Raw genomic sequence first — 14,119 nt, 5'->3', positions numbered from 1 at the left:
ATTCCTTTTCCGAGGTAGATGCGGGCGAACTGTCGCCTTTAAAAACTTTCTAACGATGCGCCCTGTCCCAATCACAAGCGACATCGCGTCAGCGAAGGACACAAAACACGACGACGCCAAGATAGGCGCTGGTCAAGGGGCTCACTCAAACCTATTCTAGGTTGTTATCACTCCAATCTCGGATACTCCTCCCATGCTCGCTGAAGGCCATCAAAGGCTCGCCGACAAAATCTGGTCCGTAGCAAATAAACTACGCGGCCCCTATCGCCCTCCACAGTACCGAAAAGTGATGCTTCCGCTAATCGTGCTTCGGCGTCTCGATTGCGTACTGGAGCCGACCAAGGATCAGGTGCTTAAACAGGTCGACAAGCTAAAGGCAAAGAAGCTTTCGCCGGAAGCGATTGAAAAAGCTCTCGCGAAAGTTGCGAGCAAAGATCGCAAGCAGCCGCTTTTCAATACTAGCAAGTATACTTTCGGAAAACTACTCGGCGAGTCGTCAGGTATTGCCCGCAACCTCACGAACTACATCAAGGGGTTCTCGCCCAATGTCCGTAAAATTTTCGAGCGCTTCGAATTCGAAGCCGAAATCGAAAAGCTCGACGCGAACAATATGTTGTTTGAGATTATCAAGGAGTTTTCAACACTTGACCTGCATCCCAACACGGTTCCAAACCTGGAAATGGGATACGTGTTCGAATATTTGATCCGAAAATTCAACGAACAGGCCAATGAAGAGGCCGGAGACCATTTCACACCGCGCGAAGTAATTCAGCTAATGGCGCATGTGCTCTATACCGGCGATGAAGATATTCACGTGCCAGGCATTTCGCGGACCATTTATGATCCCGCCTGCGGCACGGGTGGCATGCTCTCGGTCTCGGAAGAGTACATTCGTGAGCAGAATCCGCAGGCTCATCTGACCTTGTTCGGGCAAGATTATAATGACGAGGCGTAACCGAAAGGATTCCACGCCGGGTGAGCATAAGCAGCTCAATGCGATTCTCGACCAAGCAGTCGAGCGTTATAAATCGCTCTACGAAGCGAACCAGGAAGAATTCAAGGTAAAACTCGTTAGCTTCCGCAATCTGTACTCTTTCCTGTCGCAAATTATTCCTTATCAAGATTCCGACCTGGAGAAATTCTATACCTATGCCAGGTTCCTTCTTCTAAAGTTGCCCCGACGCGAAAGCGGTCTTGGCTATGAAATGGAGGATGAAGGGCTTTTCATTGATCGGATGGAAGGAAACGAAGAGATATTCGACCGGATCATGCAGGATGCGTCATTCCGTGACGTAGCATCTGCCCATTTGATGCGTGAGATTTATGAGCGACTGCGTGCGGGCGCAAAGGCCGAAGAGAATCCCAAGTAGACAAACCTTCCCAAGGCGATGTTCCTGCCGCCACTTTGCATCACCGCCTACGCGCAAGCCCTCACCGCACCCCTTCGTTAAACGGATTCCGGATCGTCAGCGCGCCGATGGTGCGGCCGTGCTGCATGTCCTCGCTGTAGAGCGTGTGGCAGCCGGCTTCGATGGCCGAGGCGACGATCAGCGCGTCGTAGAACGAAAGGCCGTGCTCGCCGGCAAGGGCAAGCGCGCTGCGGCAATTCTGCGCGGTCAGGGGACGCGCGGGATCGAGCGCGTTGTCGATATCGTCGAGCACCGCGGCGATTTCACCGAAGCTTTGGCCCAGCTTCTTGCGCAGTACATTCACCAGCTCGTTGAGAACCTGGGCGCTGATCGTGCCGCCTTCAGCGATCAGATTTTGTGAGACCTCCGCCTTGCGGCCGGTCTGCTGCGCGTAGACGAGAATGTTGGTGTCGAGAAACGCGCTCACCGCTCGTTGGCCTCGTCGCGGTCGAACTTGTAGTCCGCCGGCAACGTCCAGTTTCGCGCGCGGATGTTAGCGAGCGCACGCAACCGCCTGGCCTCTTTGGTCTCGACCGCGAGGGTGTCGCTGCTGGCGGCGACGACATTCAACTCGTCGCCTTCCTTCAGCCCGAGCTGCTCGACCAGCGCCTTGGGCAGGCGAACGGCGAGGCTATTACCCCATTTGGAAACCTGCATGCGGCGCCTCCGTGATATACATTTGATATTTGTATATTATATGAGGATATCATGGAGTTTCAAGTCGGTCGCGAAGCCGGAAAATGGTGTGCGGAAAGGCCAAATCCAATGAAACCCATGGTCCTTGGCTCCGCCGCCGCCCTTCTGATATCCATGACCCGTAAACCGAGACTGGATTGCCGATGCCTTATTTCAGCGCGTTCGCCTCGTCGCGAATATTCTTCGTCTCGGCGGTGGCTGGCCTGCTCTCCCTCACCGCCTCCCCCACCCTCGCCGCCGACGATCCCGAAGTCGTGCCCAAGGGCGCCGCGGTCACGGTGCTCAAAGCCGCGAAATCCTGTTTTGCCAATATTGTCGAGGTGTCCGGCACCATCATTCCGCGCGAGGAGACGCAGGTGCGGCCCGAGCGGATGGGGCTGAAGGTTTCCGAGGTGCTGGCGGATGCCGGCGACAGCGTCACCGCCGGCCAGGTGCTGGCGCGGCTGACCTTGCCGGAGGGCGGCACGGCGACGGTGCAGACGCCGGTGGCGGGGCTGATTTCGGCCTCGACGGCGGCGGTTGGTGCTGTGGCTTCGGGCAAGGGCGAGGCGCTGTTTTCGGTGATCGCGCGCAGCGAGTTCGACCTGGTCGGCCTGGTGCCGACGCGCGATATTTCCAAGCTCGCGGTCAACCAGCCCGCGCGGATCAAGGTGATCGGCGTCGGCGAGGTCGACGGCAAGGTGCGGCGGCTGTCGACCACCGTGCAGCCGGACAGCCAGCTCGGCCAGGCCTTCATCGGCATCACCACCAACCGGCGGCTGCTGGTGAATTCCTCGGGCCGCGCGCTGATCACGACCGGGCAGAGCTGCGGCCTGTCGGTGCCGCTGACGGCCATTCTCTATGGTTCCGCCGGCACCGTGGTGCAGGTGGTGCGGCGCGCCCGCGTCGAAACGCGGCGGGTGGAAACCGGATTGATGTCGGGCGGCCAGGTCGAGATCCGCGAAGGCTCGCAACTGGTCGAAGGCGATGTCGTGGTGGCCCGCGCCGGCGCGCTGCTGCGCGAAGGCGATCCGGTGCGCGCGGTGACGGCCGCGGATGTGAAGTAACTCGATACGTCGGCGATGAAGGTGCGCTCCCTCTCCCGCTTGCGGGCCGAGACGAGCAAAGCTCGCTCTTTGAGGGTCGGGGTGGGGGTGCCTCTCCGAAGCAGCTCGTCGAGAGGATAGAGTTTCCCCCACCCGCCACGCTGCGCGTGTCGACCTCCCCCGCAAGCGGGAGAGGTGCAGCGGAGCAAGCCGAGAGAAAACGTAGATGGCCGGGTCACCTAGCGCGAAGACGCGCTTCGCGCTTTTGCCCGACCATGATGACGAACATGATGTTGTGATCGCCTGCGTTCGCAGGACGACAGTTGCGCGCTTACCCGCCGATGCGGACGTCTTCCAAGAGCGACGACGAGACCGACGGCACCTGCTCGCCTTCAGAGGCGCGGGAGATGGCGACGCGGGTCTTGTTGAAGGCGGTCTCGGCGCCGGTCTGCGCATTCAGATTGTTGAGCAGCTCGGTCACCAGCACGCTGTACTGGCCCTTGCCGTCATCGGTCACGGTGCCCGGCGTGGCGGCCGACAGCACCAGCGCGTTTTCCGGCGGCGAGATCGGCGCGAGGCCGTGGCTGAACGAGCGAAAGCGGCGCTCATAGGGATTGCGGCGGGAGGCGTCGACGACGACGAGCTTGGCCTTGGCGCCCTTCTCGGTCATCGCGTCCAGCGCCTGCTCGATGCTGACGCCGGTGCGGCGGACGTCGCTTTCCTTCCAGATCGTGGCATCGACCGGGATCATGAAGCTCTCGCGGCCGACCTGGATGCCGTAGCCGCCGAAGAACAGCATCACCACGGTGTCCTTGCTGATCCTGGACTTCATCCGCTCGATGGCGCGGACCATGTCGTCCTTGGTGGCGTCTTCCACCACGTCGACGTCAACGCCCTGGGCGCGCAGCGCCGCGGTCAGGCCGCGGGCGTCGTTGATCGGCTGCGCCAGCGGCGCGGCAGCATCCGGATAATGGCCATTGCCGATGACGAGGGCGACGCGCGATGCATCCTTGCCGATCGAGCCGGTCTGCTCGGTGCCAACAGCCTTGGCGGCCTCGAGCGAGCGCTTGTTCAACGCCGCATGGGCGCCGATCGCCAGCGACACCAGGCCAACCAAAGCGGCGGCAATGGTGACGGGGCGGCGGGAGATGCGGGCTTGGGTCAAATTCATCGTTTCCATTCCCAATCGTTTTCCAGCGCGCGCGCCAATTAGTCGCGCCAATGCCGGTTAGGTTTGAGGGGTTGCCAAATCTGTGCCGTCGAATTGCGCGCAATTTGCGGCACTGCAACAAAGAAACCCTTAACCCGCAGCGCTCGCCGGGGCAACCTCCTTTGGCGCATGGAGCCGATGGCGGCGGATGGTGGCCGGAACCCGGGGCTGGATTATGTGACCTTCATCACATTTGTGTTTCCCGCCAACTTGTATAGTTTTCAAGGGCTTGCAGGCCGCGTCCGGCCGGCGGTGGGCATTTTTGTTAGGGGGGCATGGTCTTGTCCGAAAACCGGTACCCACTTCTCGGGATCATGCCTTCTGAAGCTGGGCATGATCTTTTCCGAAAACCGGTACCCACTTTTCGGGATCATGCCCTATGAATAAAGACGCCTCGGTTCACCGTTCCGGCTGAAAGAAACGGCATGGGCTTCCAGTATTTCGCCGGCGCGGCGTTCCGCGCGCTGACCGCCCGGAAGGACGGCCCGTCGCTGTACGACGTCTGCGATCCCGTGCTGCTGAACTACCGCGGCGGCGACCCCCATCTCGGCAAGTTCTACAAGACCGCGCTCGGCAACCCGGCGCTGCGGCCGTTGCTCCGCCGCACCGGGCTGCCGGCCCTGAACGATGAAGCCCGGCTGCAGCGGCTGCGCGCGGCGCTGACCCATGCCCGCGACGCCGCCGAGCCGGACTGGGCCGCGGTCGGCGCCCCGATCGCCGAGCTGATGGCCGATATCGACGTGTGCCACCCGGAGCCGGCCAAGGTCACGGCCACCGCCCGCGCGCCCGGCATGGCCGAGATCGAGCGCGTGATCCGCCGCTGCGGCGCGCATCTGTTGGGCTCGTTCTCGAAAAACGGCTTCATCCCCACCTATGCGGCGTTCAACCTGCTCGGCGACCCCGATGTGGGCGGGCGCGAGATGCTGATGGCGCTGACCGGGCTGAATGCCCGCGGCTACAAGAACTCGACATTGCTGTTCAACCTGGCGCGGATCTTCATCGCGCATTCGCCGGCGCGCGCGCTGATCAACCCGCCCTGGCGGGGGATCGCCGAGCCGATGTGGGAGCCGATGCAGATCCGGCACCGCTCGGCCTATTACGACGCCTTCTTCACCGAGGCGCTGCTGAGCTTTGTCGAGACCGGGCTCGCCTCGGGCGAAGAGACCGCGGCGTCGCAGCGCGCGATTGCGGAGATGGTGGAGTTTTGCCTGAAGACCAGCGCCGAGGAAGTGCCCTCGCACGACGGCTCGACGGTCAAGGTCATCACCGCGCTGGCGCCCGGGTCGGGGCCGCGGTTCTCGCGCTTCTTCGCGCAGATCAAGCAGGATCTCGGCTTCGGCATCTACGTGCCGGATTGCGACACCACGGCGTGCTCGTTCTCGGCCGCGACCCAGGCCGGCTCGACCGATCCGATCCTCGATCAGCCGCTGCTCGACTTCTACCGCGGCTACCAGGTGCGCGAGGGCGCCAACGAACCGCGCGTCACGGTGCCCTTGAACGACCATGTCGATTACGAGGGCGGCGTCGTCACCTGGATCGACAATCTCGCCGGCGACCGGCCCTACGGCAACGACCTCGATCCGACACTCAATCTCGACATTCTCGAGGTAAGTTTCCGCAACCTCGCCCGCTGGAACATCCTCGAGACGCCGCAGCGGCTGGAAACCGTGCACCGCATCATCGGCTTCCAGCGCAAGCTGGCCGAAAACAGCGCGTTCGCCAACCCGCGCACGCATATCTATTATCTGCCCGAACTCTATTCGGCCTATTTCGGCCGCTGCCATGCCGCGTTCATGGCATTGCCGCTGGCGGCGCGGCAGGCGATCGATCCCGGCGGCAGTTTCGATTTCATCAAAGGCAAGGTGCTGGCCTATGTCGAGGGTGAGCTGATTACCCGGGAGATGAACGCGTTCGATGCGGCGCTGGCGCTGATGGCGCTGGCGCATCTCGGCGCCGATGTTGCGACCTTTACCCCGGCGCTGGCGTGCATTGTCGCGAGTTTCGGCGAAGGCGGCCGGCATGGGCCCTACAAGGCCTATGAGTGGAACAAGATGAAGACCCCGACGCGGATTCTGGTCGGCGGCCCCGAGGTGACGTCAGCGTTCGTGCTGATGGGGCTGGCGCTGGCACGGAGGAAAATGGCGAGTGGATGACTGTCATTCCGGGATGGTCCGAAGGACCAGACCTCAGGGGTGCGATTGCACCCCGGGGAATCTCGAGATTCCGGGTTCGATGCTGACGCATCGCCCTCAGGTGCGCAATTGCGCACCGGGGAATGACAACGACAATGACGGGAAGTTGAAGGCGGGCGTCGGCCCGGCTGTTGGCAAGCCGGTCGCAATGCCCGCACAATGAATAGGCAGGTCTGGATTGCGCAGATTTGATCGAGGCCTTTTGCGCTCACTTTCGGGATTGCCGATGACATCGAAGTTCTTGCTCGCCGCCATCCTCTCGCTGCTGCCGGTCCTGGCCCAGGCGGCCGACATATCAGGCGTGCCGAAAATCCGCGAAGGCGACCATATCCAGATCGGCAACAGCCGCATTCGCTTGGGCGGAATTGACGCGCCGGCGGTAGACCAGCTCTGCCTGAACAATTCGGGCGAGCGCTGGACCTGCGGCGTCGCCGCCCGCGACGAACTGATCAAGCATGTCGGCAACAAGAGCTGGACCTGTCATCCCAGAAACACCGACCGCCGCGGCCACACCGTGGCGCGATGCGAGGTCGAGGGCGAGGACATCCAGAAGTGGCTGGTCGGAAATGGCTGGGCGCTGTCCTACACCCGCATCAGCCACGACTACGACGCCGACGAGAAGGCCGCGCGCGAGGCCAAGGCCGGGATGTGGCAGGGCGCCTTCATCGCGCCGTGGGACTGGCGCGCCCGCAACAAGAAGACCACCATTCTCGGCGCCGCCAAGCCGCCGGAAAATGCCTCGACGATCCTGCTGGCTTCGGCCTCCGGTCCGGTCGCGCCCTCGCCCGACTGCACCATCAAGGGCAACGTCAACACCTCGGGCGAATGCATCTACCACACGCCGACGAGCCGCTGGTATGCACGGATCCAGATGAAGATCAGCAAGGGCACGCGCTGGTTCTGCTCGGTCGACGAGGCCGAAGCCGCCGGCTGCCGGGAGACCAAGCGCTAGCGGTTGTGGGCCTCCATGGTTCGAGACGCGCGGCGTTGCCGCGCTCCTCACCATGAGGAATTCAAAGTCTCTCCCTCATCCTGAGGAGGCGCGTAGCGCCGTCTCGAAGGATGAAGCCAAGAGTAACGCCCCGTGTCCGACCTCTACGACGAACTGGAATCGCAGCGACTACGACAACATTCGCGGCTGGAGCGCATTCTGCTGCTCTCGCTCGCCGTCGTCATGGTCTACACCGCACTGGCTTATCTGCTGCTGCCGTTGTTCTGGACCCACTACGAGCACCAGAAAGGCCTCGCCAACCTGCCGATGGTGACGCGCACCGGCCAGGGCATTCCCGGCGATCCCATGAATGTCGGCCTGGTCGGCGACATCGGCGACGTGGTCTGTGCGATGCACGCGGCCGGCTGGTACCCGGCCGATCCGATCACGCTGAAATCGTCGATCGAGATCGTCGGCTCCGTGCTGCTCGACCGGCCCTACAGGGACGCGCCGGTGAGCCATCTTTATTACCTCGGCCGCCGCGAGGACCTCGCCTTTGAAAAGCCGATCGGCCAAAACGCCGATCGGCGCAACCATGTCCGCTACTGGAAGGTGCTGGCGGAGGGCGAGGAGAAGCGTCCGGTGTGGCTGGGGGCGGCGACGGAGGACCGTGGCGTCGGCGTCAGCAAATACACGGTGGCGGTGACCCACCACATCAGCGCCGACCTCGACGCCGAACGCGCGCTGCTGGCGGCCGATCTGGAGAACGCCGGCATGGTCGACGCCAAATATCAGGTCACCGGCATTGGGCCGACGTTCGCCGGCCACAATGGCGGCGGCGACCTTTATTACACCGACGGCGAGATCTGGGTGCTGCGGCTGGTCGAAGCCTGCAAGAAGCGCGACGGGCCCGCGGTGACGATCCCGAGCCCGCCGGCGACCGAGATGAAAGATCAGATCTGGCACGCGATCGCCGATGCGGTGTCGAAATGACGGCCTTTGCCGTCATTCCGGGGCGCGAAGCGAACTATGGTGCGCAATTGCGCACCTGAGAATCTCGAGATTCCGGGTTCTCGCTTCGCGAGCCCCGGAATGACGGTTGGGGTGGCTCGCAATGACGGCTTCGATCGCCTATTGTGGAACTCAGGGCTGAATGTTCGACGCTAAATCTCCGACAAGGAAAACCAAAAAATGACCGTTCGCGCGGGCCGGGAATTTCTGGCCATCCCCGGGCCCACCACCATGCCCGACGAAGTGCTGCAGGCGATGCATCGTCCGGCGCTCGACATTTATTCCAACGAGATGGTGGAGCTGACGCACGGCCTGCTCGCCGATCTCTCCAAACTGTTCAAAACCAAAGGCCACTCCTACATCTACATCGCCAACGGCCACGGCGCCTGGGAAGCGACGCTTTCCAACGTGCTGTCGCGCGGCGACAAGCTGCTGGTGCTGGAAAGCGGCCGCTTTGCGATCGGCTGGGGCATGGCCGCCAAGGCGATGGGCGCCGATGTCGAGGTGCTGAAAGGCGACTGGCGCCGCGCCATCCGACCCGCCGAGGTCGAGGCACGGCTGAAGCAGGACAAGGATCACAGCATCAAGGCGATCGTCGCGGTGCAGGTCGACACGGCGTCCGGCGCCTATAACGACGTCGAAGCCATCGGCAAGGCGATCAAGGCCTCTGGCCATCCGGCCCTGTTCATGGTCGACACGGTGGCGTCGCTCGGCTGCATGCCGTTCGAAATGGATGCGTGGGGCATCGACGTCGCGATGTCCGGTTCGCAGAAGGGCCTGATGACCCCGCCCGGCCTCGGCTTCGTCGCCGCCAACGACCGCGCCCGCGAGGTGCACAAGAAGGCCAACCTGCGCACGCCCTATTGGGACTGGACCGAGCGCGACGGCAGCGAGCACTACCGCAAATATTCCGGCACCGCGCCGGTGCATCTGTTGTTCGCGCTGCGCAAGGCGATCGACATGCTCCATTCGGAGGGGCTGGAAAACGCCTTCCTGCGCCACAGTCTGCTCGCCGAAGCGGTGCGCCGCGCGGTTTCGGTCTGGGCCGAGGGCCAGGTGCTCGGCTTCAACATTGCCGAGGCGAACGAGCGCTCCAACACGGTCACGACGGTGACGATGAACGGGCATGATCCTGCTGCGCTGCAGCGCTACTGCAAGGAGAAATGCGGCGTGGTGCTCGGCACCGGGATCGGCGACCTCTCGGGACAGGCCTTCCGGATCGCCCATATGGGCCACGTCAACGCCCCGATGATCCTGGGCACGCTCGGCGTCATCGAAGTCGCCCTCAATGCGCTCGATGTGCCGCATGGCAAGGGCGGAACCGAAGCCGCGATCGAATATCTCGGCGAAAGCGTGAGTGCGTGACGATTTAGCCTTCTCCATTCTGGGAGGGCTAAATTACTTGCAGCCGTTCGTCTTACGACGGCTGTTCCTCCCGGCATTTTCTGTGCTTATACTGGCATACAAGAATACAAGCGCCGGACGCTGATCCGCGCCAGAAAATGCTGGAGGAATCCGATTGGCGTCCGTTGATTTGCGCGGCCTGACCAAGCGCTTCGGTGCGCTTGCGGTGGTCGATGACGTCTCGCTGCGGATCGATCACGGGCAACTGGTCTGCCTGTTGGGACCATCGGGCTGCGGCAAGACCACGACGTTGCGGCTGATGGCGGGTTTCCTGGAGCCTTCCGACGGCGAAATCCATGTCGGCGACCGGCTGGTATCCTCGAAAGCGCGCACGCTGCCGCCCGAGCAGCGCAAGATGTCGATGATCTTCCAGAGCTACGCGCTGTGGCCGCATATGACGGTCACCGAAAACATCGTCTATGGCCTGCGGCTGCGCAAAATGGACCGCGACACCATCGCGAAAAAGCTCGCGGCCATTCTCGCCACCACCAAGCTCGAGCCGCTGGCGCAACGCTATCCCGGCGAACTTTCCGGCGGCCAGCAGCAGCGCGTGGCGCTGGCGCGCGCCTTGATCGTCGAGCCCGAAACGCTGCTGCTCGACGAACCCTTGTCGAATCTCGATGCCAATCTGCGCGAGGAGATGCGGTTCGAGATCCGCAGGCTGCACGACGAATACCGTTACACGACGGTCTATGTCACCCACGACCAGTCCGAGGCCATGACCACCGCCGACCTGATCGCGGTCATGAACGGCGGCAAAATCGACCAGCTCGGCTCGCCGGAAGACATTTACGCACGGCCGGAATCAGAATTCGTCGCGCGCTTCATCGGCGCCAGCAACGTCATCAAGGGCACCGCGCGCGACGGCAACCATGTTTCGTTCGCGGGCGCGACCCTGCAGGTGATCGGTGCGCCGCTCACGGCGGGCCAGAGTGCAGCGGTTGCGATCCGCCAGCACGACATCGGACTTTCGACGCAGGCGCCGGCGTCGCCCGACAACACGATCAAGGCCGTCGTCACCCGTCAGGTCTTTCTCGGCGCCGCGCGCGACTACATGGTCGAAGTCGCTGATGGCACGGCGCTGCGTGTCACCACGCCGACCGAAACCAATGTCGGCAAAGGCAGCGAGGTCTGGCTGACACTGCCGCCCGACCGCTGCCGCGCGTTGAGCCGGTGAACAAGAAAAACAAACGGGAGGACGCGATGAAGGGACGAAAACTTTCGAGGCGCGACATCCTGCAAGGCGCGGCCGCGCTGGCGGCGGGAAGCATATTCGCCTCGCCGGCCCGCGCCGAGGCGCCGGCGCCGGTCGCGATCACGCCCGAGCTGGTGGACGCGGCGAAGAAGGAAGGCAAGGTCATTCTTTACTCCTCGATGGACCTGCCGGTCGGCGAAAAGCTCGGCAAGGCGTTCGAGGCTGCCTATCCCGGCATTTCCGTGCAGATCGAGCGCTCCGGCTCGGAACGGTTGTTCCAGCGGCTCGACCAGGAATTCGCGAGCAACATCCACGCCGCCGACGTGGTCAACACCTCGGATGCATCGCACATCATCTCCTGGAAGAAGAATAACTGGCTGGCACCTTTCGTGTCGGATGACATGGCCCGGCATTTCCTGCCTGAGTATCGCGACCCCGACGGCATGTCGGCGACCTCGCGGATCTATCTGTCGTCGATCGCCTACAATACCAAATTAGTTAAGCCCGAGGACGCGCCGAAAAGCTACGCCGACCTGCTCGATCCCAAATGGGCCGGCAAGATGGTCAAGGGCCATCCCGCCTATAGCGGCACCATCATGACCGCGACCTTCCAGCTGGTTCGTGAACTGGGCTGGGACTATCTGGACAAGCTGTCGAAGCAGCGCGTGATGCAGGTGCAGTCCTCGACCGATCCGCCAAAGAAACTTGCGCTCGGCGAGCGCGCGGTGATGGCCGACGGCAACGAATATGGCGTCGTGCTGCTCAAGGAAGCCGGCCAGCCGGTCGAGCCGATCTATCCGACCGAGGGCACGCCGACGATCTCGGGACCGACAGCCATCTTCGCTTCGGCACCGCATCCCAATGCCGCGCGGCTGTTCCAGGCCTGGCTGCACACCCGCGAGACCCAACAGTTCTTCACCGACTACACCGCGCAATATTCGGCCCATGCGCAAGTGGTGCCGCACCCGGGACGCCGAAAACTCTCCGACATCAAGCTGATGAAGGAGGATGCGGCCGGCGTCGAGAAAATGGCGGAAGAAATCAAGACGCGCTATGCGCGCCTGTTCAGGGTTTAGGGTGCAGGCGCGCCGACCAACGACGTCATTCCGGGATGGTGCGTTAGCACCAGACCACAGATGCGCAATTGCGCATCGGGGAATCTCGAGATTCCGGGTTCACGCTTCGCGCGCCCCGGAATGACAGGAAATAGAAACAGCATGACCGCCGCCGCTACCACCGCCGCCCCCAAGACCCGCATCGACTGGACCAAGCCGGTGCTGTCGCTGGTTGCGCTCTGCATGGTGGTGCTGATCGCGCTGCCGATGTCGTGGCTTGCCATCTACGCCTTCACCGACAAGGCCCGGCATCCGACGCTGCAGAACTTCGTCACGTTGTTCACCAATCCGGATTTCCTCGATCCACTGCTGACCACCGCGATCATCGCCACCACCTCGGCTTTGATCTGCTGCCTGGTTGCCGCACCGATCGGCTGGCTGGTCTCGCGCACCGACATGCCGGGGCGGCAGACCATCCGCGCGCTGGTGACGGCCTCGTTCGTGACGCCGCCGTTTCTCGGCGCGGTGGCCTGGGAACTATTGGCCGCGCCGAACAGCGGATTGCTGAACCAGTTCTATCGCTACCTGACCGGCACCGAGTCCGACTCCGTTCTGTTCAACATCTATTCGCTGACCGGGATCATTTTCGTGATCTCCTGCTACACCTTTCCGTTCGTGTTCGTGCTGGTCGCCAATGCGCTCGACAACATGCCGGGCGAACTCGAAGACGCCTCCGCCATTCTCGGCGGCAAGGCCTGGACCACGGCGCGGCGGGTGACGATACCGCTGGCGCTGCCGGCGCTGGTCGCCGGCGCGCTAATCGCCTTCCTGCAGGCAATGACGCTGTTCGGATCGCCCGCGATCCTCGCGCTGCCCGCCGGCTTCCACACCATGACCACCAAGATCTGGAGCCTGTTCCAGTATCCGCCGAAACTCGAACTCGCAGCGGCCGCCGCGGTGCCGCTGCTGGTGCTGACGATCCTGCTGCTGCAGGGCCAGAAATTCCTGCTCGGCCGCCGCGGCTATTCGGTGGTCGGTGGAAAATATGGCGCGCCGCGCCAGGTCGAACTGAAAGCCTGGCGCTGGGTAGCACTTGCGTTCTGCCTGGTCGTGTTGCTCAATCCGGTGTTCCTGCCGTATCTGGCGCTACTCAACGCGGCGTTCTCGCCGAACGCGACCACGCTGGTGACGCCGTCGACGGCAACCTGGCACAACGTCGTCTTCGTGTTCACGGAGTTGTCGTCGACCCAGCTCGCGCTCAAGAACACGGTAATCCTCGGCGCTTCCACCGCGACCATCGGCACCATCCTCGCGCTGGTGATTGCCTATGTCACCACCCGCCGCGTGATCACCGGCCATCGCATCCTCGGCTTTCTCGCCACCGCCCCCGTCGCCGTCCCCGGCATCGTGCTCGGCGTCGGCCTGTTCCTGAGCTACACGCGGCCGCCCTTCGTGCTCTACGGCACGCTGTGGATCCTGCTGATCGCGTTTCTCACCATCAACCTGCCGTCGGCCTATCAGCAACTGCAGGCGGCGTTCGCGACCATCCATCCCGAGCTGGAAGACGCCAGCCGTATCCTCGGCGCGACGCGGCTGCAGTCGCTGCGCCAGATCACCGCGCCGCTGCTGCGCACCGGCGTGATCGCGACCTGGTGCTTTATCTTCATCGGCGTGATGCGGGAACTGTCGGCCGCGATCGTGCTGTTCACGTCGCAAACCAAGGTGTTGAGCGTTCTGATCTACGATCTCAACGAAAGCGGCGATCTCGCCGCGATCTCGGTGCTCGGCATCGCGATGCTGGTAATTACGTTCGCGGTGGTGATGGCCGTCAACCGGATCCCGGTGTTCGGCGGCAACGCGACGGCAAGGTTGAGGAATAGCTAAACCCTCATGGTGAGGAGGCGCAAAGCGCCGTCTCGAACCATGAGGCCCCGATTGTGCCATTCATCCTTCGAGACGCAGGCTCCGCCTGCTCCTCAGGATGAGGCCTT

The 14,119-nt window shown here is 62.9% G+C and carries 13 protein-coding genes; 10 read left to right on the top strand and 3 right to left on the bottom strand.

The window, feature by feature from the left end; genetic code table 11:
- Positions 1–193: 193 nt before the first annotated feature.
- Together FFI89_RS02845 and FFI89_RS02840 are read left to right on the top strand one after the other, a co-directional pair.
- Positions 194–955: a type I restriction-modification system subunit M N-terminal domain-containing protein gene (locus FFI89_RS02845; protein WP_138832714.1), complete on the top strand. Its 762-nt coding sequence runs from the start codon at positions 194–196 to the stop codon at positions 953–955.
- The gene (locus FFI89_RS02840) at positions 942–1,370 is read left to right on the top strand and encodes a hypothetical protein (RefSeq protein ID WP_138832712.1); all 429 of its coding nucleotides are present in this window, start codon (positions 942–944) and stop codon (positions 1,368–1,370) included. Before FFI89_RS02845 ends, FFI89_RS02840 begins: the two co-directional genes overlap by 14 nt.
- A 61-nt stretch (positions 1,371–1,431) precedes the next feature.
- Here FFI89_RS02840 and FFI89_RS02835 read toward each other — a convergent pair whose 3' ends face one another.
- On the bottom strand, positions 1,432–1,836 hold the full coding sequence (locus FFI89_RS02835; RefSeq protein WP_138832710.1) for a PIN domain-containing protein: 405 nt from the start codon (positions 1,834–1,836) through the stop codon (positions 1,432–1,434).
- Positions 1,833–2,066 carry an AbrB/MazE/SpoVT family DNA-binding domain-containing protein gene (locus tag FFI89_RS02830; RefSeq protein WP_138832708.1) on the bottom strand — a complete coding sequence of 78 codons (234 nt, stop codon included), beginning with the start codon at positions 2,064–2,066 and terminating at the stop codon, positions 1,833–1,835. Before FFI89_RS02830 ends, FFI89_RS02835 begins: the two co-directional genes overlap by 4 nt.
- A gap of 182 nt (positions 2,067–2,248) precedes the next feature.
- Here FFI89_RS02830 and FFI89_RS02825 point away from each other — a divergent pair, with 182 nt between their 5' ends.
- Positions 2,249–3,151, top strand: coding sequence for an efflux RND transporter periplasmic adaptor subunit (locus tag FFI89_RS02825; RefSeq protein ID WP_138832706.1), 903 nt, complete (start codon positions 2,249–2,251; stop codon positions 3,149–3,151).
- A gap of 310 nt (positions 3,152–3,461) precedes the next feature.
- Here FFI89_RS02825 and FFI89_RS02820 read toward each other — a convergent pair whose 3' ends face one another.
- The gene (locus FFI89_RS02820; RefSeq protein WP_138832704.1) at positions 3,462–4,301 is read right to left on the bottom strand and encodes a caspase family protein; all 840 of its coding nucleotides are present in this window, start codon (positions 4,299–4,301) and stop codon (positions 3,462–3,464) included.
- Positions 4,302–4,765: 464 nt separating this feature from the next.
- On the opposite strand from FFI89_RS02820, the gene FFI89_RS02815 reads away from it, so the two are divergent.
- The 7 genes from FFI89_RS02815 to FFI89_RS02785 all read left to right on the top strand — a co-directional run bounded on the left by FFI89_RS02815 (position 4,766) and on the right by FFI89_RS02785 (position 14,012).
- Positions 4,766–6,493, top strand: coding sequence for a hypothetical protein (locus FFI89_RS02815; RefSeq protein WP_138832702.1), 1,728 nt, complete (start codon positions 4,766–4,768; stop codon positions 6,491–6,493).
- A gap of 265 nt (positions 6,494–6,758) precedes the next feature.
- Entirely contained in the window at positions 6,759–7,484 is a 726-nt protein-coding gene (locus tag FFI89_RS02810) for a thermonuclease family protein (protein ID WP_138832700.1), read from the top strand.
- 222 nt (positions 7,485–7,706) lie between these two features.
- Positions 7,707–8,456, top strand: coding sequence for an LssY C-terminal domain-containing protein (locus FFI89_RS02805; RefSeq protein WP_138836041.1), 750 nt, complete (start codon positions 7,707–7,709; stop codon positions 8,454–8,456).
- Positions 8,457–8,654: 198 nt separating this feature from the next.
- Positions 8,655–9,839, top strand: a complete 1,185-nt coding sequence (locus tag FFI89_RS02800) for an alanine--glyoxylate aminotransferase family protein (protein WP_138832698.1) — start codon at positions 8,655–8,657, stop codon at positions 9,837–9,839.
- A gap of 154 nt (positions 9,840–9,993) precedes the next feature.
- Positions 9,994–11,055, top strand: a complete 1,062-nt coding sequence (locus tag FFI89_RS02795) for an ABC transporter ATP-binding protein (protein ID WP_138832696.1) — start codon at positions 9,994–9,996, stop codon at positions 11,053–11,055.
- Between the two features lie 26 nt (positions 11,056–11,081).
- Positions 11,082–12,149, top strand: coding sequence for an ABC transporter substrate-binding protein (locus FFI89_RS02790; protein WP_138832694.1), 1,068 nt, complete (start codon positions 11,082–11,084; stop codon positions 12,147–12,149).
- Between the two features lie 141 nt (positions 12,150–12,290).
- Positions 12,291–14,012: an iron ABC transporter permease gene (locus FFI89_RS02785; RefSeq protein WP_138832693.1), complete on the top strand. Its 1,722-nt coding sequence runs from the start codon at positions 12,291–12,293 to the stop codon at positions 14,010–14,012.
- The last annotated feature ends 107 nt before the right edge of the window (positions 14,013–14,119 follow it).

The sequence above is a fragment of the Bradyrhizobium sp. KBS0727 genome (assembly GCF_005937885.2).
Taxonomy (GTDB): Bacteria; Pseudomonadota; Alphaproteobacteria; order Rhizobiales; family Xanthobacteraceae; genus Bradyrhizobium.
The sequence above is the reverse complement of the archived record's forward strand: the minus strand, read 5'-3'. Positions and strand labels throughout refer to the sequence as shown.